18 protein-coding genes are annotated in these 17,538 nt (G+C 67.4%); 14 read left to right on the top strand and 4 right to left on the bottom strand.

The features are described 5' to 3' along the window. Nucleotides 1–196: 196 nt before the first annotated feature. From AC07NF_RS01780 to AC07NF_RS01750, 7 genes are all read left to right on the top strand, one after another. Nucleotides 197–868, top strand: a complete 672-nt coding sequence (locus tag AC07NF_RS01780; protein WP_494631667.1) for a hydrolase — start codon at nucleotides 197–199, stop codon at nucleotides 866–868. Nucleotides 869–926: 58 nt separating this feature from the next. Next, nucleotides 927–1,184 (top strand): DUF1427 family protein, encoded by a 258-nt coding sequence (locus AC07NF_RS01775; protein ID WP_494631668.1) that lies wholly within the window; start codon nucleotides 927–929, stop codon nucleotides 1,182–1,184. Beyond that, the gene (locus tag AC07NF_RS01770; protein WP_494631669.1) at nucleotides 1,181–3,124 is read left to right on the top strand and encodes an amidohydrolase; all 1,944 of its coding nucleotides are present in this window, start codon (nucleotides 1,181–1,183) and stop codon (nucleotides 3,122–3,124) included. The genes AC07NF_RS01775 and AC07NF_RS01770 overlap by 4 nt, the downstream gene beginning before the upstream one ends. A 56-nt stretch (nucleotides 3,125–3,180) precedes the next feature. Next, a complete protein-coding gene (locus AC07NF_RS01765; protein WP_494631670.1) occupies nucleotides 3,181–4,545 on the top strand; it encodes an alginate export family protein in 1,365 nt (454 codons plus the stop codon). 267 nt (nucleotides 4,546–4,812) lie between these two features. Beyond that, nucleotides 4,813–5,481 (top strand): hypothetical protein, encoded by a 669-nt coding sequence (locus AC07NF_RS01760; protein WP_494631671.1) that lies wholly within the window; start codon nucleotides 4,813–4,815, stop codon nucleotides 5,479–5,481. Nucleotides 5,482–5,557: 76 nt separating this feature from the next. Then, entirely contained in the window at nucleotides 5,558–5,953 is a 396-nt protein-coding gene (locus AC07NF_RS01755; RefSeq protein ID WP_494631672.1) for a hypothetical protein, read from the top strand. Continuing rightward, nucleotides 5,953–7,536 (top strand): hypothetical protein, encoded by a 1,584-nt coding sequence (locus AC07NF_RS01750; RefSeq protein WP_494631673.1) that lies wholly within the window; start codon nucleotides 5,953–5,955, stop codon nucleotides 7,534–7,536. Before AC07NF_RS01755 ends, AC07NF_RS01750 begins: the two co-directional genes overlap by 1 nt. Nucleotides 7,537–7,599: 63 nt before the next feature. On the opposite strand, the gene AC07NF_RS01745 is transcribed toward AC07NF_RS01750, so the two are convergent. Further along, complete coding sequence (locus AC07NF_RS01745) at nucleotides 7,600–8,139, bottom strand: helix-turn-helix domain-containing protein (protein ID WP_494631674.1); 540 nt, start codon at nucleotides 8,137–8,139, stop codon at nucleotides 7,600–7,602. A 261-nt stretch (nucleotides 8,140–8,400) separates the two neighbouring features. On the opposite strand from AC07NF_RS01745, the gene AC07NF_RS01740 reads away from it, so the two are divergent. The 7 genes from AC07NF_RS01740 (at nucleotide 8,401) to AC07NF_RS01710 (ending at nucleotide 15,273) form a co-directional block, all read left to right on the top strand. Then, nucleotides 8,401–9,285: an AraC family transcriptional regulator gene (locus AC07NF_RS01740; protein ID WP_494631675.1), complete on the top strand. Its 885-nt coding sequence runs from the start codon at nucleotides 8,401–8,403 to the stop codon at nucleotides 9,283–9,285. A 326-nt stretch (nucleotides 9,286–9,611) separates the two neighbouring features. Further along, nucleotides 9,612–10,319, top strand: coding sequence for an SDR family NAD(P)-dependent oxidoreductase (locus tag AC07NF_RS01735; RefSeq protein WP_494631676.1), 708 nt, complete (start codon nucleotides 9,612–9,614; stop codon nucleotides 10,317–10,319). Nucleotides 10,320–10,373: 54 nt separating this feature from the next. Continuing rightward, nucleotides 10,374–11,288 carry an NAD(P)-dependent oxidoreductase gene (locus tag AC07NF_RS01730; protein WP_494631677.1) on the top strand — a complete coding sequence of 305 codons (915 nt, stop codon included), beginning with the start codon at nucleotides 10,374–10,376 and terminating at the stop codon, nucleotides 11,286–11,288. A gap of 136 nt (nucleotides 11,289–11,424) precedes the next feature. Continuing rightward, nucleotides 11,425–11,979, top strand: coding sequence for a cytochrome C (locus AC07NF_RS01725; protein ID WP_494631678.1), 555 nt, complete (start codon nucleotides 11,425–11,427; stop codon nucleotides 11,977–11,979). A gap of 193 nt (nucleotides 11,980–12,172) precedes the next feature. Continuing rightward, nucleotides 12,173–13,078 (top strand): helix-turn-helix domain-containing protein, encoded by a 906-nt coding sequence (locus tag AC07NF_RS01720; protein WP_494631679.1) that lies wholly within the window; start codon nucleotides 12,173–12,175, stop codon nucleotides 13,076–13,078. A gap of 158 nt (nucleotides 13,079–13,236) precedes the next feature. Then, complete coding sequence (locus AC07NF_RS01715; protein WP_494631680.1) at nucleotides 13,237–14,538, top strand: glycosyltransferase; 1,302 nt, start codon at nucleotides 13,237–13,239, stop codon at nucleotides 14,536–14,538. 63 nt (nucleotides 14,539–14,601) lie between these two features. Further along, a complete protein-coding gene (locus tag AC07NF_RS01710) occupies nucleotides 14,602–15,273 on the top strand; it encodes a phosphatase PAP2 family protein (RefSeq protein ID WP_494631681.1) in 672 nt (223 codons plus the stop codon). Here AC07NF_RS01710 and AC07NF_RS01705 read toward each other — a convergent pair whose 3' ends face one another. The 3 genes from AC07NF_RS01705 to AC07NF_RS01695 form a co-directional block, all read right to left on the bottom strand. Next, nucleotides 15,274–15,612 (bottom strand): P-II family nitrogen regulator, encoded by a 339-nt coding sequence (locus AC07NF_RS01705; protein ID WP_494631682.1) that lies wholly within the window; start codon nucleotides 15,610–15,612, stop codon nucleotides 15,274–15,276. Between the two features lie 157 nt (nucleotides 15,613–15,769). Then, nucleotides 15,770–16,450 carry a MarC family protein gene (locus tag AC07NF_RS01700; RefSeq protein ID WP_494631683.1) on the bottom strand — a complete coding sequence of 227 codons (681 nt, stop codon included), beginning with the start codon at nucleotides 16,448–16,450 and terminating at the stop codon, nucleotides 15,770–15,772. A gap of 185 nt (nucleotides 16,451–16,635) precedes the next feature. Then, nucleotides 16,636–17,175 carry an isoprenylcysteine carboxylmethyltransferase family protein gene (locus AC07NF_RS01695; protein WP_494631684.1) on the bottom strand — a complete coding sequence of 180 codons (540 nt, stop codon included), beginning with the start codon at nucleotides 17,173–17,175 and terminating at the stop codon, nucleotides 16,636–16,638. Between the last annotated feature and the right edge of the window lie 363 nt (nucleotides 17,176–17,538).

Here is a 17,538-nt window from a genome sequence, read left to right as displayed (position 1 = left end):
CCCCCCCTGGTTCGGCGCACAGCGTTCTCTAACGGGCCGCGCGCCTTACGCCAAGACGCGATCGGAACAGCCTATGCCTGGGGTTGGAGGCGCATACCCGCGTATGCGTCCGAAAACCCCCTGTTCAATGGGCGATGTCGAGGCGGTGCGCCAATCTGGGCGCATCAACCCTCTCCCGCAGAACAGGAGCTCGACCATGTCCATCACCGCCACCCCGACGCCCGGCCAGGGCCTGATCTCGCCCAAGGATCACACCCTGATCCTCATCGACCATCAGTCGCAAATGGCCTTCGCCACCCACTCGATCTCGGCCACCGAGCTTCGCAACAACACCGCCCTGGTGGCGCAGGCCGCCGCCGGGTTCGGCGTCTCCACGATCCTGACCACCGTCGCCGAGAAGAGCTTCTCCGGCCCGATCTTCAGCGAGATCCTGGACGCGTTCCCCGGTGCGGAGGTTACCGACCGCACCTCGATGAACACCTGGGAAGACGCCAACGTGATCAAGCGCGTCAACGCCATCGGCAAGGACCGCATCGTCCTGGCCGGCCTGTGGACCGGCGTCTGCATCGTCGGGCCGGCCCTGTCGGCGCTGTCGCAGGGTTTCGAGGTCTACGTCATCACCGACGCCAGCGGCGACGTCTCGGCCGAAGCCCACGAGCGCGCCGTCGCCCGCATGGTCCAGGCCGGCGCCCGGCCGATGACCTCGCTGCAATACCTTCTGGAACTGCAGCGCGACTGGGCCCGCACCGAGACCTACGACCTGACCGGCGGCATCGCCCGCAAGTTCGGCGGCGCCTACGGTCTGGGCATCACCTACGCCAAGACCATGTTCGGGGCGTCCGAGGGCGGCCACGCCCAGGCCGCCTGATCCATGCTGGCGGCGGGGTCTGCGTCCCGCCGCCGCCTACCGCAAATTGGAGATTCCCATGAAGCCCTACCTGCTCTCACTCGGCGCCGGCCTTCTCGTGGGCGTCTTCTATGCGCTGCTCAATGTCCGCTCCCCGGCCCCGCCTACCATCGCCTTGATCGGCCTGCTGGGCATCCTGCTGGGCGAACAGGCCGTCCCGATCGCCAAGCGCTTGGCCGCCAAGGCTCCGGTCATGGCCTATCTGGCGGGCGAATGCGCCGACCGGGTTCTTGGCGCCCGTGCGTCCGAATCCCTGCGCCGAAAGGACCAGGCATGACCCCGATTACCCGCCGCAGCGCCCTGGCTCTGGGCGCGGCCATGCTCCCCTCGTCCCTCCTCGCCCAGCCCGGGAACGCCGACATGCCCCAACCGGATCTCATCCTGACCAACGCCAAGATCACTACGCTCGATCGCGGCAATCCGCGCGCCAGCGCCGTGCTGGTCCGCGAAGGCCGCTTCGTGGCGGTCGGCGACGAGGGCGAGGTTCGCGCCGCCGCGCGGGCCAATCCCACGATTGTCGATCTTGGCGGCCGCCGGGTGATCCCCGGCCTTATCGACAGCCACATGCACATCATCCGCGGCGGCCTGAACTACAACATGGAGCTACGCTGGGATGGGGTGCCGACCCTGGCCGACGCCATGGCCATGCTGAAGAAGCAGGCGGCGAACACCCCGCCCCCGCAGTGGGTTCGCGTGGTCGGCGGTTTCACCGAGCACCAGTTCGTCGAGAAGCGCCTGCCGACGATCGCCGAGATCAACGCCGCCGCGCCCGAGACGCCGGTGTTCATCCTGCACCTCTATGATCGCGCCTTGCTGAACGCCGCAGCCCTGCGCGCCGTCGGCTACACCAAGGACACGCCCAATCCGCCCGGCGGCGAGATCGTCCGCGACGCGGCCGGCAATCCCACCGGCCTGCTTCTGGCTCAGCCCAACGCCATGATCCTCTATTCGACGTTGGCCAAGGGACCCAAGTTGCCGCCAGAATACCAGCTCAACTCCACCCGCCACTTCATGCGCGAGATGAACCGTCTGGGCGTGACCGGCGTGATCGACGCCGGTGGCGGCTATCAGAACTATCCCGACGACTACGAGATCATCGAGAAGCTGCATGCCGACAACCAGCTGACGCTGCGCATCAGCTACAACCTCTTTCCGCAGAAGCCGAAGGGCGAGCTGGCCGACTTCCAGTCCTGGTCCAAAACCGTAAAGCCGGGCCAAGGCGACGACACCTATCGCCACAACGGCGCGGGCGAGATGCTCGTCTACAGCGCCGCCGACTTCGAGGACTTCCGGGTGGCCCGGCCCGAGATGCCGGCCAACATGGAGGACGACCTAGAGCCGGTTATCCGCCTGCTGGCTGAGCAGCGCTGGCCCTGGCGCCTCCACGCGACCTACGACGAAACCATCGACCGTGCCCTGGACGTCTACGAGAAGGTCAACAAGGACATCCCGTTCGATGGCCTGCACTTCTTCTTCGACCACGCCGAGACGATCAGCGAGCGCAACATCGATCGCATCGCCGCGCTGGGCGGCGGGATCGCCGTGCAGCACCGCATGGCCTTCCAGGGCGAGTATTTCATCGACCGCTACGGCGCCAAGGCCGCCGAGATGACCCCGCCGATCAGCAAGATGCTGAAGGCCGGCGTGCCGGTCGGCGCCGGCACCGACGCCACCCGGGTGGCCAGCTACAATCCGTGGGTCTCCCTCAACTGGCTGATCACCGGCAAGACGGTCGGGGGCACACGTCTCTATCCGCAGGCCAATCGGCTGGACCGCGAGGAAGCCCTGCGTCTGTGGACCACTGCCAACACCTGGTTCTCCAACGAGGAAGGCAAGAAGGGTCAGATCGCCGTTGGCCAGCTGGCGGATCTCGCGGTGCTCTCGGCCGACTTCTTCACCGTCCCAGAGGACGAGATCCCGCACCTGGGCTCGGTGCTGACCCTGCTCGGCGGTCAGGTTGTCCATGGTGAGGGAGCGTTCTCCAAGCTGTCGCCGGACCTGCCGCCGGCGATGCCGGACTGGTCGCCGGTCCGCACCTTCGGCGGCTACCAGAACCGTTCGCGCCAGACCGCGATGGCCCTGGCCAGCGCTTGCGGATGCGCCAGCGCCTGCGGCGTTCACGGCCACGACCATGCCTCCGCCCTGGGCCGCGAGGCGCCGACCGCCGACGCCCGCTCGTTCTGGGGCTCCCTCGGCTGCGGTTGTTGGGCCGTGTGAGACCAGGCCGGCAAGCGAGGCCTGTCCTTGCCTGCCAGCTCGCGAAAGGACCCACCATGCCGCGCCCGGCCTGCCTTCTCGCCGCCGTCTGTACGCTCGCCGCGACCTCGGCGGCGGCCGGTGACGCACCCGCCTTCAAGTCCGTGAGATCGGACGAGGACTACGGCTACCTGCGCGATGCCGCCGACCGAACAGGAGCCGATGCGATCCGGTTCATTCCGCTCAACGCGAATGGCTCACGCCATCTCAGCCTCGGCGGCGAGGCCCGGGTGCGTATCGACACTATCGATGCGCCCCAGTTCGGCGTCGGCGGCGAGCCAGCCGACACGTTCGGGTTGGCCCGGTTCCTGTTCAGCGCCGATCTGCATCTCGGCGACAGGGTGCGGGTCTATGGCGAGCTTGGTCTGCATCGCGACCTGGGCAAGACCGATGCCCCCTCGCCGATCGACCGCAATGGCTTGGACGCCCAGCTGCTGTTCATCGACCTGCGGGCCAACGCCGCCTGGCGCCTTCGCGCCGGCCGTCAGGAGCTCATGCTCAGCCCTAGCCAGCGGTTCATCGCCGTGCGCGAAGGCCCCAACATCCGCCAGGCCTTCGACGGTCTACGGATCACCCGCGCTACGCCATCCCTAAGGCTGGACGTCTTCTACCTCCAGCCAGTCTTGGTCGAACCCGGCGTCTTCAACGACCAGCGCAATGGGGGCCAGCGCTTCTACGGCGTTTACGGATCAGCCCGCCTGGCCAAGGACCTCACCTTGGATCTCTACGCACTGGGCCTGGATCGAGACGACGTGCGGTTCGGAAGCACCAGCGGCGATGAACATCGCCAGTCGCTGGGCGCACGCCTGGCCGGCGCGCGCGGCCCGATCGACGTCGAGGCCGAAGGCATGATCCAGGGCGGCCGGTTCGCCGGCCGGCAGATACGCGCCTGGGGCGGCAGCGTCGGCGCCGGATACACCCTTTCGCATTCGTGGAAGCCGCGCCTGGGCCTGCGCTACGACGTCGGCTCGGGCGATCAAGATCCCACCGATGGCAAGCTGGAGACCTTCAATCCGCTCTTCCCGCGCGGCGCCTATTTCAATGAGAGCGCCTTGACCAGCTGGTCCAACCTTAGCGCCGTCAGGACGAGCCTGGGGGTCTCACCCGTCAAGGGCTTAAGCCTGGAAGTGAGCTACACGGTGCGCGATCGCGCGACCGGGAGCGACGCCATTTATCTCCAGTCCATGCAGGTTCTGCCTGGCTCCGCAGCCTCCGAGGCCAAGGCCGTCGGAAATGCTCTGCAAATCGACGCGAGCTGGCAAGCCAGCCGCAACATCAGGCTACAGGCCCAGGTCGTGCGCCAGGAGGCCGGCGCCGCCATCAAGGCGATAGGCGGGAAGGACAGCGATTTTGCCATGCTCATTCTCCAATATCGCTTCTGACCTGCGCATTGCCGAACGGTGTTTTTTCAATTGACGCCCGCCAAGGTTGAGCGCAGCTTGACCTTGGCGGGGAGCCCCACTTTCGATCATGAGCACGGCAGCTGCGCGAGGCGAGCTTAGCCTTGGCGTGCCGGAATGGAGTGGCCGGGGAATGCGTACGAGCACCTGTTTCAGCGCGCGGCCTCGGGTGGATATCGCCGGAGGACAACGACGCGTAGGCTGGGCAGTCGCGATCGGCCGCCAGCCTGTCTCTTGGTGAGCGGCGAAATGGCCGCTTATCAGCAGATATTGCTCGCGATTTTCGCCCTCACGTCGCTCCACGCCGCCTACAAGGCCGTGCATCAAGCCCGCGAAAAGCAGCGTCTACAGGAACGTGAACTCCGATGGCGCCAATCCGAACAGGCTCGGATCGTCCTCAACGAGATGGAGGACGACCCATACGCCGAAGCAGCCATGCTCTGCTTGGACTGGAACGGACGGCCAGTCGTCTTGAACGGCAAGAAACTGGTTCTCTGGTGGGATGAGATCGACGAGGCGCTGCGCGTGGTCCGAACCGACAAGTTCACCGCGCGGGAGATGCTGATCCGCGACAGCTACGACCATCTTTTCTATCAATTCGAGCGCGCCGCTCAGTGGATCAAGATCGACCTGATCAGTGTCTACGACGTGCTCTTCCCGCTCTCCTATCTCGCGCGATGCATGGCCAAGCGCCGTGACGTCTTCGAGGCGTACCTTGCCAAGTACGACTACCACGGCGCGCTGGCGCTTCTGAGACGGTTCGAGTCTTGGGGCGGCGCGCTTGGCCCGGAGTCGACGCCTCCAATGCCACCCAAGCGCACGTGGTCTCAAAAATTGCTGTCCGGGATCTCGATGATCGATCCGGTCAAGCCTCCGGACATCGACAAGATCGTCGGGAGCAAGGTCGAAGGCGCATGACGCCAACACCGATCCATTCAACGCTTTGTCCAGGGGGAACAGAGGCATGCTATTCCAAGGTCGAAGAAACAAGAGCTTGTTCCTACGCGCCTATCTGGGTGATCGGGCCAACGGAACCATCGAGCTGCGCTATCTCGGCGCGGGCCTGGGCGCGGACATGGGGCTGCCGGGCGCCCTTATCCAACCCAAGCTTGGCGATCCGCGAGGCGGCGCCTTCGACTACGCGATCCCGAGCGGCATGGTCGCCCACTGGACGCGATCCGATAACCCACTTCCTTTCCTCCTCATCATGCAGCCGTTCTCGATCGGCGGCTCGGCGCACGCGTGGCTGGCGATCAGTCAGGATGGTGAGCCTCTCGCCGCCGAACTGAACGGCGAAGACGTCCCAAGCGGACCGCACGGCGAGGTCGGGCTTGGCAAGATCACCAGCGCGACCACGGCTCAGTTCGTCTTCAGCGTGGAGCTGAACTGATGCTGGCCAGAGCGCTTGTCCTGACGACCCTCGCCGTTCTGATCGCGACCCATGCCGAGGCCCAGGAGCCGGCGACCGCATCGATCGTCTCGAAACTGCCGGAGAACGAAGGCATCTTCGGATTTGACTACGGGACGCCCTCCTTGCCAGCGCTTAATCTGGCGGGGCTCTCGGCTGACAAGACGACGACCTCGTCGAGCCTGAAGCCCTTCGTCATCAGCCTGCCCGCCCTCGGCAGCGGCGCCGCCGGCCAGTCGGCCGCCCTCGATGTGGCCCCCGCCTGGCTCTTCGGCATCCCGAGAAATCAGACATTGGAGGCCTACCGCAACACGCCGGGCGCCCTCCAAGCGTTGCAGCGCTTGCGATTGGGATGGGCGGCGACGAACGGCGACGATGGCGATGGCGATCCCAAAAAGGCCAAGGCGTCCAGAATGGCCCTTGCCCTGAGCACTTCTCTCTTGAAGGCCAGTGACCCGGTCCTTCAGAGGAGCGCCTTACTCCCGGGCAGCGCCACGCGCGGCTACCTCTATGACGACTGCGTCGACAAGATTCCGAACAAGCAGGCCCAGCGCGAAGCAACCACGCGGTTCTCCACGGACGTGACGAACCTTCAGATCTTGGAACAGTCCATCGCCAGCGGCCAGCCTCTGAAGTCCGGAAGCCGCGCCACCCTGGCGCGGCTGTTCGACCCCGTCGGCGGTGTTCCGCCGCCCGCGCCGCCCGAGCCGGACGCCAAAGTGATCAGCGCGCTGCAGGTGCTGATTGCCGACGCAGCCAAGAACAAAGACGCCAATGCGGTCAGCTATTTCAAAGGTCGGCTCGATGCTCTGCAGGTGATGCCCAAACTGGGCGAGGGACAAGAACCAGCCCTCACCGACGATGAGCGCGCCAGGTACGTCGCGCCGTTACGTAAGCTGATCAAGGATCGCCAAGAAGGCGTGACCAAGGCCAGCTTGGTGTTCAGCACCGACCTGGGACTGATCGAAGAGGCCAAGGCCTGCGCGCAAAAGGCTTCGCTGCAGGCCCTCTACCAGCCTCAGCTGAATGTTGGCCTGGCCACGCTGTGGACCGGCAATCAGGGCGACCTGGAGGATCTGGATCCGGCCGGCGCCGCCGCGTGGGTGGGCTTTCGCTATCCGGTCGCCAAACTCTTCGGCGCCAAGGCGGGCGTGGATGGCAAGGGGCCGCTTCGCTACCTCATGGTGGGTGTTAGCGGTCGGATCGGCCGGGATGAGACGCTCGACACCGGCGACGACACCATCAAGGAGTTCAAGGCCAACAGTACGGACATCTGGGTGGGCCTAGAGCGGGTAACGCAGAAGACCCAGCTGACCGGCCAGTATGGATGGATCGACATCGACGCCAAGGACCCCACCCAATCGGCGTTCTCGCGAGAGGGCGAGCGATGGCTGGTTTCCGGCAAACGGCTTATCAGCAACGCCGAAGGCGGGGTGTGGGCCGGCGTGAGCTACGGCGAGGCCGACGGCGACTCGGATCTTTTGCAGGACAAGACCTTTCTGGTGACCTTGACCTTTGGGCCAGCGAACGCGCCGAACCTGTTTGGCACAAAGCCCAAGAAGTAGACTGCGGCGGGCGGCCCGGAACGTCGGGCCGCCCGCACAGCAAGGCGTTCAGCGAACGCCCTCTCAAGCTGCCGCTTCGACCCAATTCTCGCGGCGCCATGCCCGTGGCGTCTCGCCGACCCACTGACGGAACGTCCGCGAGAAATGCGCCTGGTCGGCGAAGCCGCAGGCCAGGGCGATCTGGCTGAGGGGCTCATGGCCGCCGAGCATGAGGGCCTGGGCCCGGGCGATGCGATGACGGATGACCAGCGCGTGGGGTGGAAGCCCAAAGGTGTTCCTGCAGCATCGCGTGAAATGGGCGCAGCTGAGTCGCACGAGGCCAGCCAGGGTCTCGATCTCGAGGCTCGCGTCCACATTGGCTTCGATGAAGGCGATCACCTTCTTCACGCCCCACGGCGCCAACTGCGTGTTCCGCTGCGGGGGACGGCGGCGATCCCTGGCGGGATCCGGTTCGCCGGATTCGGCGCCATCGACGGCCTCTGGCCAGGACCGCGGTTCCGTCCGGAGGCCGCCGCGCGGGTCGCGCCAGCCGCCGCTGGCTTGGCGGGCTTGTCCGCGCAACGGCAACGAACCCGGCGCGATGTCTGCGAAATGATAGGTCATGGTCACCTCCGCTGCCGGCGAACCGGTGTTCGATGAGCCAAACCTTATGGCGCGGCTTGGCGCGCCCCCAGCCGTCCATCCGTCTGCTGGTCCATGGCGCGGGTTTAGCGCGTCTATCCCTGGGTATATCGGCGAGCCCTATTTCCGCCCTTGGGTCGGGACATTGAAAAGCGAGCGTCAGATCGCCATCTGCAACAGCTTCGGTGGCGATGCTGTCGTCCTCCCATCTGGTTTGCCTCCTCTCCCATTGGATCGCGTCCCGTGTACCACCCCGTCCTGCTTCACCCGATCGAAGGCGGCGCTTCCAAGCTGAGCCTGGAGACCGAGCGATCGGCGGTAACGGTGACGCGCGTTCGCCATGACGCCGCGCCCGGGGGTACGACGATGGCGATGGAGCCGCAGGACGCCCAACTGCTCGTGTTCCAGATGAACGACCATCCCGCCCATGACCTTTGGCTCGGCGGCAAGCACGTCCCGACCCCGCCGGTCAGCTCCGGCCAGATGAACCTGATCGATGTCAGCGAACCGGCCAGCGTTCGCACAGAGGGCGCTCTCGACAGTCTGCACATCCTGCTTCCGCAGCAGGCGCTCAATGACCTTGCGCCGCCGTCGCGCCCTGAGACCTACCAGGGCCTGCGGGCTCCGGCGGGCTGGATGACCCACGACCCCAAGATGATCCAGTTGGCCCCGATGCTGACCCACGCGCTGAACGCGGGAAACCTCAGCAAGCTCTATGTGGAGCATTTGGTCTGGGGCGTCGTGACCCATCTTACCGAGGCCTATGGCGTTCGCGCCGAGAAGCCGCGCACCGGTGGCCTGGCCCCCTGGCAGGTCAAGCGCGCCAAGGCCTTGATGGACGAAAGTCTGGCCCGCTCGGTCGCCCTGGTCGATATCGCCGGCGCTTGCGGCCTTTCGGTCGCCCACTTCTCGCGCGGCTTCAAGCAGGCGACAGGCGTGACGCCCCATGCGTGGCTCCAGGGCCGGCGCATGGAGACCGCCCAGGCGATGCTGATAAAGAAGGGCCCGTCGATCACCGAGATCGCTCGGGCCTGCGGTTTTGGCGACCACAGCCATTTCTCGCGCATCTTCAAGCGGGACGTCGGCGCAAGTCCGGTCGCCTGGCGGCGCCTGAACCAGACCGCCTGAACCAGACCACGTGACCGCCGGCCGCGCCGCGACGACACGCGGTCGAGCCGCATAGTCCATCTCCCGCTCCAGCGCAGCGGCCCTGCCGCCGGCTCTCTCGCCGCGGCCGATGCCCCACGCCCTGGCCCTGGCCTTAGCCCTGCACGACGACAGCAGGATCGCGGCAGGCGTGCGCGAAGTCGGCAAGATCGCTGGGCCCTGAACCTCTAAATCCAGCCCGCGAACACGGCGCCTGTCGCGGTCTCCCGCGATGGCCCTCCGGACCGTCGCGGTCTCGACCGCCGGCGGCGCGCCTCTGAAAACCCTAGCTACCAACTGGAACCACCATGTCCAATTCCAAGAAGACGGCCCTCGTCGTGGGCGCTACGGGCGGCATCGGCAAGACCGTCGCCCGGCTGCTGGCCGAACGCGGCGAGCAGGTCATTCTCACCAGCCGTGACGCCGGTCGCGCCGCCGCCGCCGCCGCCGAATTAGGCGAAGGCTGCCGCGGCCTGGCGCTGGATCTGACCAAGCCCGAAACCATCCGCGCGGCGCTCGCCGACCTGGGTCCGATCGACCATCTGGTGCTCAACGCCGTGGAGCGCGATCGCAACACCATTCGCGACTACGACATGGTCGCGGCCCAGCGCGCTGTCGGCCTCAAGCTGATCGGCTATTCGACGGTGGCCGCGACCCTGGCCGATCGCCTGGGTCCGGCCTCCAGCATCGTCCTGTTCGCGGGCCTCGGCTTCGTGCGTCCCTATCCGGGATCGACCTCGATCTCGACCGTCAACGGCGGCGTGATCGGCCTCACCCGCACCCTGGCCGTGGAACTGGCGCCCGTCCGGGTCAACGCCCTGCTGCCCGGAGCGATCGGTGACACCGAGATGTTCCAGACCGCGCCCAAGCCGTTCGTCGACGCGATTATCGAGCGCACGCCCGAGGGCCGGCTGCTGGCCACCGAGGACGTGGCGCGCTCGGCGCTCTTCCTCCTGGACACCCCGGGGGTCAACGGCGTCGATCTGATCGTCGACGGCGGTTACCACCTGCGCTGACCCTTCGACGCCGACGCGCGTCCGCGCCGGCGTCCAGATCCCTCCGGAGAGATCATGCACCTGGCCTTTATCGGACTGGGCCGGATGGGCGCGCCCATGGCGGCCAGCCTGCTGTCGGCGGGACACGCCGTCACGGTCTACAATCGCACCCCCGCGCCCGAGACGCTGAAGACGCTCGTCGGCGCCCGGGTGGCGTCCAGCTTGGCGCAAGCCTGCGTCGGCGCGGACTTCGTCTTCACGATGCTGTCCGACGACAGGGCGATGGAGGCCGTTGCCTTCGCTCCGGAAGGCCTGATCGCCTCCCTGGCGCCCTGCGCGGTCCATGTGGCGTGCTCGACGCTCAGCGGCGCCCTGGTGAGCCGGATGGAAGCCGCGCATGCGGCGGCCAGCCAGCATCTGGTCACGGCGCCGGTCATCGGACGCCCGGCCGCCGCCGCCGCCCGCCAGCTGGCTATTCTCGCCGCCGGCCCCGCGGAGGTCCTTGAGCGGACCCAGCCCTTGCTCGAGGCGATGGGCCGCAAGGTCTTCGTACTGTCGGAGGACCCCCGCGCGGCCAGCCTCGTCAAACTGGGCGTCAATTTCCTCACCGCCTCGGCCATCGAGGCCATGGGCGAAGCGATGGCCCTGGTCGGCAAGGGCGGCGTCGATCGCGAGCAGTTCCTAGAGGTCCTGACCACAACCTTGTTCGACAGCCCGATCTACAGAATCTACGGCGCGCTGATCGCGACCCAAGCCTTCTCGCCTCCGGGCATGCGGGCGGCTCTGGGCCGCAAGGACATCAACCTGATCCTGGCCGAGGCCGAGGCGCTGGACGTTCCCATGCCGCTGGGCGGGCTGCTGCGCGAGCGTTCGACGCGCCTGATCGCCCAGGGCGGCGAGGCCTTGGATTGGGCGGCCATCACCGGCCTGGCCCTACAGGATGCGGGCCTTGCCAGCTGGACCTCGGCTGGTGAGGCCCCCGCGCCCTGACCCTTCCCCACGCACCCGCAAGGGCGGCGATACCCCTGCCCCGGTTTCAGCTGAAACCCATCGGCTCGCGCGGAGACATCCGCCGGTAGCCGGGGTCCGGCATCCAGGGCGGCCAGACCGGACATTGGATCAGATCATGAAAACCCTATCGGCTCTGCTGCTCCTGGCGGGACTGACCGCGGGCTGCGCGCCCGCCGCCAAGGCTCCGCCGGCCGTCACCGAGGTCTCGGGCGCGAGCGACATCGAGGTTGGCCGCTATCTGACGCGGGTCGGCGGCTGCAACGACTGCCATACGGCGGGCTTCCTGCAGGCCGAAGGCAAGACGCCGGAAACGGAATGGCTGAAGGGGAGCCCCGTCGGCTTCCACGGGCCCTGGGGCGTCACCTACGCCAGCAATCTGCGCCTGACGGCGGAGAATATCTCCGAGGACGACTGGGTGGCCATGCTAGGCAGCCGCACCGACGCCCCGCCGATGCCATGGCCGGTCACCCACGCCATGACCGACGCCAACAAGCGCTCGCTCTACCGGTACATCCGGTCGCTTGGTCCAACAGGCCCGGCCGCGCCGATGCGGCTGGCCCCTGGCGAGACACCGCAAACGCCCTACATAGAGATGGTCCCCGTCATGCCCGCCAAGGGGTGCAGCCTGGGTTCCGGAGCCGAACAGCGCCGGAGCTTCCCCTGCTCCTGATGGCCCACGGCGGGAGCTCACCTCAAGACCTTGGCTTGCGCGCCGCGCCGTCGATCCCACGGATCAGCGGGGTCGCGGCGGTAGCAGGAAACGACAAGCCGGAAACCGCACGATGCTGGAAGTTCAGTCGCATCCTTCAGGCGCATCGGCGCTCCCCGCGCCTGGCCGCCGCTCGCCGCCCCTTGGTCGCCCGATGTTGAAGCCGCTCCCCAGCCAGCTCTTCGATCCGGTGGATTTTCTCGCCCCGGAGACCCGGTCTGTCCGGGCCGCGACGCGCCGCGCCGCCATTACCGTCAGGCGCTTCAAGCGCGAGGAGGTGCTGCAGCCGCAAGCCTTCTCGATGGCGGACAAGGACGGCTTCCTGCTGATCTACCAGCTACGCGACCATCCCGCCCACGACTTCTGGGTGGACGGCAAGTTCCAGCCGGCCCTCAGCAGCCCCGAGGGCCATATCCACATCATCGACCTGGCGACCGAGCCGGTGGGCCTGGTTTCCACCGCGGTCGATAGCCTGCACATCCACATCCCGAAGCTCGCCTTGCGGGACCTGGCGGAGGATGTCGCCGCCGCGCCCGTCGAGGACCTGCGGCCGCCCGAGCAATGGCGCACGGTCGATCCGGTGCTCACCGCCGCGCGCCCGCTGTTGCTGGCCGCCCTGGACATGGCCACCCCGACCAGCAGCCTCTTCTTCGACCATGTCGGCATGGCTCTGGGCGGGCATGTCGCCCACACCTATGGCGGCATGCGGCCCCATGTCTTCCGCAACGGCGAGCTGGCGCCCTGGCAGCTGTCGCGCGCCAAGGAATTGCTGGCCGACAACCTGCGCAAGGACCTGTCGCTGCCCGAGGTCGCCGCCCAGTGCGGCCTTTCGGTGGCCCACTTCTCGCGGGCCTTCAAGACCTCCACGGGCCAGTCGCCCCACGTCTGGCTGCAGGCCCGGCGCCTGGATCGCGCCCGCGAGCTGCTGGCGGGCGACCTTCCGCTGGCCGAGATCGCCATGGCCTGCGGCTATGCCGACCAGAGCCATTTCAGCCGGCTCTTCAAGCGCGCCACTGGCGTGGGGCCCGGCGCCTACCGCCGCCTGGGCGGGCCGGCCTAGGTCTGGAGCCGTCCCCTCGCCCAGGGAAAAAAGGGGCGCAAAGCGACAAGACAGCATGATCCGCCACCGGGCGCGGCAAGCCGCCAAGAGCCCCGCGGCGCGAGCGTCTAGTGAGAGCGTCTCCGCCGCGCCCGATGCGGTTCAGACAAGGCTCCCCCATGAAGATCATCATCGCCGCCCTGCCAGCGGGCGGCCACATCAACCCGATGCTCGGCGTCGGCTGCTTCCTGGCCCAGCAGGGCCACGAGATCTGCGTCTATACCGGCACCACCATGCAGGCGCGGGTCACGAGCCTGGGCCTGAAGTTCCATCCCCTTCCCGCCCCGGTCGACTTCGACCTCACCGACATTGACGCCTGCTTCGAAGGCCGCGCCGCGCTGCCGGCCCACGACCAGGTCGCGCTCGATTTCGAGAAGATGTTCCTGGGCGCGATCGCGCAGCAGGATGAAGGGTTGCGCCAGCTTCTGCTGCAATGGCCCGCCGAGGTCATTCTGACCGAGGGCCTGTTCTACGGCGCCCTGCCGCTGATCCTGCGCAATCACGCGCCGCGACCGACCGTGATCCAATGCGGCATCTGCCCGCCGCCCCTGCCGCGCACCGACCTGGGGCCGTTTGGTCCGGGCGCGCCCTTCACTGACGTCCCCGAGGAGCGGATCCACTATCGCGATGTCGTCGCGCCGATGGTCGCGGGCCTGCTGGAACCAATCCAGGCGATCTATGCCGACGTCCTGGCTAGCCTGAACCTGGGCGAGCCCAACAGCGACTTCCTGCGCGCCAACATCCGCAACGCCGACATCTACCTGCAGTCAGGCGTGCCGGGGTTTGAATACCCGTCCGGACACCTACCGGCCAACTTCCGCTTCATGGGCCTGCCGCCCCAGCCTCCGGCTCCGGTCGATGCGCCCAGTTGGGCCTCGGATCTCGACAACTACCGCCGGGTGGTCCTCGTCACCCAGGGCACGGTCGCTAACGGCGACATGCAGCGCCTGCTGGCCCCGACGGTGGCGGCCCTGGCCGACGACAAGAATACCCTGATCGTCGCCACCGGCGGCGGCCGAGCCGTATCCGGCGCCGAGCGCTTGCCCGACAATGTGCGGGTGGCCGACTATCTGCCGTTCGACTGGATCCTTCCCAAGATCGACGCCCTGGTGACCAACGGCGGCTTCGGCGGCGTGCTCCAGGCTCTGGCCCAAGGCGTGCCGATCGTCGTGGCCGGCACGACCGAGGACAAGAAGGAGGTCGCCGCGCGGGTGGCCTGGTCGGGCGCTGGCGTCAGTCTGGACACCGACGAGCCGACCAATGCGCAGATGGCCGAAGCCCTCAAGCAGGTGCTGGGCCAGAAGGGGTTCAAGCAGCGCGCCCAGGCGCTGGCGGGCGAGTTCGCCCTCTACGATGCTCGTACGGCCCTGACCCAGGCGCTGGAGCAAGCCCGGAAGCGCAACGCCTCCCAGTTCTTCTGACCCTTCGCCGGCCAGGCCCATCGCGGCCTGGCCGGCCCCCGCCCCTCCCAGAGGATCCGCGACATGCCGCCTGCCCTCGGCCGCGACGGTCACCGCCCCCTGCGTCTGGTCGCGTGCGTTTCCACCGGCCTCTTCATCGCCACGGTGGGCCTGGTCCTGGCGGGCGTTGCACAAGCCTTCGATTCCCAGGTTCTGGACGCCCTGCGCGCGCCGGTCGAGCCGGGCCGAGCGCTCGGACCACCGTGGCTGCTCAACGCCGCCATCGCCGTCACCGCGCGGGTGTCGCCAACGGCGCTTGGCCTGCTGGCCGGCCTGGTGGTCGTGGTGCTGGCCCTGCGCGGGCGCGGGCGTGACGCCATCCTCATCACCTTGGGCGCCATCGGGAGCCTGGCGATCGGCCAAGCGCTGAAGGCCCTCATCCAGCGTGAACGCCCTGGCCTGGCCTATCGCGCCATCGACGCTCAGGGGTCGAGCTTTCCGTCCGTCCATACCCTGCTGGCGACGGCGATCTTGCTGACGACGGCCATCGTCATCATGCGCGGGACGCGCAGCCGCAGCCTGCGCGCCACCATTCTCGCCCTGGCCGTGCTCGCGGCGCTGCTGGTCGGGCTGAGCCGTCTCTATCTGGGCGTCCACTGGAGCAGCGACGTCCTTGCCGGATGGAGCGCCGGCGTGGCCTGGGCGGTGCTGTCGGGCCTGGCGATCTATCGAGATCACCGCCGGCCGCGCGGCTGATCAGAGCGCGGCCAGGCCCGTCTCCCCGGTGCGGATCCGCAGCGCCGCCGTCACGTCCAGGACGAAGATCTTGCCATCGCCGATACGGCCGGTCGCCGCCGCTTCCTGGATCGCGGCCAGGGCGCCCGGCACGGACTCATCGGGCAAGACCGCCTCCAGCTTGATCTTGGGGATCATCGTCACCTCGTACTCGGCGCCCCGATAGATCTCCGTTTTGCCCTTCTGGCGGCCAAAGCCCCGGACTTCGGAGATGGTCAGGCCTTCGGCCCCGGCCTCGACGAGCGCTTCGCGCACGTCCTCAAGCTTGAAGGGTTTGACGTAGGCGACGATCATTTTCATGGGCGATGGTCGCGGCGTCCGCCGCGCTCTCTTTCGAAGGTCTGTTGGGAGCGCCAGCGGCGTCGAGGCGGCGGGGTCGATCCGACCCTATCGGCGCGCGGCTACGCGGGAATGTCGGCGGCGCCGGCTCCGGCTACAGCCGTAACCGGCGCTCGGCTCAGTAAGGACGCGCGGTATCCTGGCGGATGAAGCCGTGGGTGGCGTCGGCCGCGCCCATGATCATGAACTGCACCGCCATGGCGCAGAGGATCAGACCCAGCACTCGCACTGTCACGGTCATGCCAACCCGCCCCAGCAGCTTCGAGATCACCGGCGTGGCCCACAGAACGGCGACGACAGCCACCGAGGCAGCGATGATGCCGATGACCCCCGCGACCATGGCGTCCAGGCCCTGCGAGCGGGTTTCACTGGCGTAGATCACGACCGTGGAGATGGCGCCGGGTCCGATCAGGATCGGGATGGCGAACGGCACGAGGATGCGTTCGAACAAGCGGCGCGCATAGGTGGGATGATCGACCAGCGCCGCCAGCTCATCGGTCTCGTCGCCGCCCGCCAGGTCGTTGCGAGCCATGTCCAGGCCCAGCAGGAAGAGGATGGCCCCGCCGGCGATCCGGAAAGCTGACAGCGAGATGCCGAACACCTGCAGCAGGGCCAAGCCGGTGAGATAGAACAGGCCCAGGAGCCCGATGATGAACACGCCGATATAGAGGGCGATCTTGCGCCGCGCTCTCGGGTTGGCGCTGGACGTCATAGCCGCGAACACCGGCAGATTGCCGATCGGATTGATCAGTGCAAACAGCGCGACGAGGAAATTGAGCGCGAGGTAATGGGCGGGCATGGCGGCGGCCTTGCTGGCGGCGCCACTGCGCCGTGCTAGAGATGATGATGAGAGTGTTGTCGATCCGGCCACATCATCTTGCGGCGAGCGCTCGACGACTTGGCATCCCCGGTCGTAGGACTTGGAGCCCGTGCCGGATTGATGAAAACTGCGCCCGCGCGGCGGGTCGTGCGCAATCTCGATGGTCAGTAGGCGGCGAACCGCTCGCGCATCGCCGCTTCCTCGAGCCGGATGCGGATCGCCAGCAAGGCGCCGTAGATCGGAAGCATCGCGGCCAGAGTGACGAAGGCGTGCATGGCCAGCACCAGCCCCACGAGCTCCGGCACGATGGCCAGATAGTAGTTGGGATGCCGCACGCTGCGAAACAGCCAGCTGCGCACCAGGACATGGTCCGAAGCCAGAAAGACCTTCACGGTCCAGATCCGGCCTAGGCCGCGGATGACCAGGATGAGCATCACCGCGCCAAACCCGTAGAGCGCCACGCCGGAGGCGGAGAGCACGTCCGTCGGCAGGCCGCGCAGCAGGCCCTCGGCGATGGCGGCCAGATAGATGACGATGTGAGCCAGGGTCAGGTCCCGGCTGTTTCGGTCGCCCACCTCCACCGCGCCGGCCTGGCGCAGTCGCGCCTCGTTACGCCGCGACAGGGCCAGGGTCGCCAGGCGAAAGGCGATGGCCGCCGGAACGAAGATCCAGAGGCCGACGGCCCAATGTGCTGCATCGATCATGAGCGTGTCGCGCCTTTCGGAGGGATGCGTTGGCGTCTCGCCCACGCTCGACGAGCGGGCGAACGACGGACCTTCCTAGAGCCGCATGCGTCAAAGTCACTCGAAGATCACAGTCTTCGGATCACCAAATGACTACAGCTGAAACATTCGTCGCACCCTCGGATCGTGCTCTGCGAATTCACCTGGCGTGCAGGTCAGCAGACTGACGCCAGCACGTCATAAAAGCGACGACTGTAACCCGAAACAACGCCACGCATGACGCTTGTAACCAAGCATTGGGCGGCCAGCGCTGGGCGCCGATCTATGACCAGGGCTCCCCTTTCGTCCGCGCGCCGATCCCGCGCCCGCGGGCTGAATAATCCC

Source organism: Caulobacter sp. GW821-FHT10A06 (assembly GCF_059415805.1).
Note: the sequence above shows the minus strand (reverse complement) of the source record. Positions and strands in the feature narration are given on the sequence as shown.